This is a genomic window from Endozoicomonas sp. ONNA1 (assembly GCF_024606325.1).
GTDB lineage: Bacteria > Pseudomonadota > Gammaproteobacteria > Pseudomonadales > Endozoicomonadaceae > Endozoicomonas_A.
On the sequence record NZ_JAHHPN010000137.1, the window covers coordinates 1 to 1,582 of the forward strand.

Consider the following 1,582-nt stretch of genomic DNA (forward strand, 5'->3'; position numbering starts at 1 on the left):
ATTGACATCCTCCCACAGCTAAAGCAGTGGGATTCCTCCAGCGAGACGGCTATGCCCAGCCGCAAGAATGTTCTTTGCTGCATTTAAATCACGCAGGTGTTCAGCTCCGCACTCTGAACAAGTCCATTCTCTTATTCGCAAACCTGTTCTACCTTTCGGACTGCTGGACGGAATAGTGCCACAGCTCGAACACGTTTGGGTGGAGTGGGATTCGTTGACGACCTCGAACACAACTGACTGCGCCATCGCTTTGTACTTCAGTTGATCTTTCAGTATTCCCCAACCAGCATCCAGAACAGACTTAGCCATTTTCGTTTTTGCCAGTTTGGTACTGCTTACATCGCCTACGAATATAGCGGCGTGGTTGTTTACCAGCCGTGTCGTAAATTTATGAATCTGGTCTTTTCTGCGATTTTTAATTTTCGCATGAATAGCCTTAACTCTTTGCTTCTTGTTGGCTCTTTGAGCCGTACCAAGCCTTTCTTCCAGCTCACGATAAAACTGCTTTGATTCAAGCTGATCGCCGTTACTGCAAGTAGCTACATCTTTCAGCCCAAGATCAATTCCTATAGCGGTTTTGCCTTCGGTAACAGGTTTTGATTCGGTTTGCACCGCCACATTGAAGTACCAGCGCCCACGACTATCTTCTGAAAAACTGCCTGCAAGAAATTGATACTTTGAAAGACCGTAACTATCCCAGACGTTAAAGCTTTTTCTGGCAAACCTTACCTGTCCGTTAGACCACTTTGCAGAGCCTTTTTTGAAAGGTATCCAACCAAGAGAGCGCTTGCTTCCAGAGCTGATGCGCCAACGTAGCTTTGCTTTCTTAAATTGATTTCTAGCTTGATGGTGCTTTGCACAGACTTCCTGAGCCGTGTGAGACGGAATTAAGTACTTTTGCTCTTTCCTGAAAACAAGAACGGGCTTCTGGACATCATAAGCAGACAACCAAACAGGCTTAACCGGCCCATAGTCGCTCGTACGACCATTGGCTTTCATGGTTAGCTCGTTAGCCAGATTAAAGACTTGATTGACCTCATAAGCCATTTCACGCAGTACCTTTGCGTGTTTGTCTTTCACCCTGACTGACAGTGTTTTGGTCTGAATACCCATAATGATTTATTATATAGACCATAATGGCTATTTCAAGGTTGGTCTAATGGAATTAAGAAAGGGTAGAAGATGCGTTTTTATGCTTCATGCACACATGATTTTTATCACAAAGTACAGAGGCAAAGTATTTACAGACAGACATCTGAAAACACTTGAAAAAATATTCCGAAGCGTATGTTCTGATTTTGAAGTAGAACTGGAAGAATTTAACGGCGAGCAAGATCACGTACACATTCTGGTAAACTATCCACCAAAAGTAGCAGTATCAAAACTGGTAAACAGTCTGAAAGGTGTTTCAAGCCGAAGACTGAAACAATATCATCCAGAGCTGATAAAGCCTGCATATATGAAGAATGCTCTATGGAGTCCGAGCTACTTTGCGGGTTCCGTAGGTGGTGCGCCGATTGAAGTTCTTAAGCAATACATCGAACAGCAGGATAGACCGCATTAGGAGTCCTATCGGACTCCG

Annotated in this window: 2 protein-coding genes; one reads left to right on the forward strand and one right to left on the reverse strand. The window is 44.1% G+C overall.

Going from position 1 to position 1,582, the window contains the following annotated elements; genetic code table 11:
- Positions 1 to 18: 18 nt before the first annotated feature.
- A complete protein-coding gene (locus tag KDK19_RS03230) occupies positions 19 to 1,113 on the reverse strand; it encodes a transposase (RefSeq protein ID WP_257291327.1) in 1,095 nt (364 codons plus the stop codon).
- Positions 1,114 to 1,159: 46 nt separating this feature from the next.
- Between KDK19_RS03230 and tnpA the strand changes: the two genes are divergently transcribed.
- Positions 1,160 to 1,564 carry an IS200/IS605 family transposase gene (tnpA, locus tag KDK19_RS03235; RefSeq protein ID WP_257274758.1) on the forward strand — a complete coding sequence of 135 codons (405 nt, stop codon included), beginning with the start codon at positions 1,160 to 1,162 and terminating at the stop codon, positions 1,562 to 1,564.
- Positions 1,565 to 1,582: the final 18 nt, after the last annotated feature.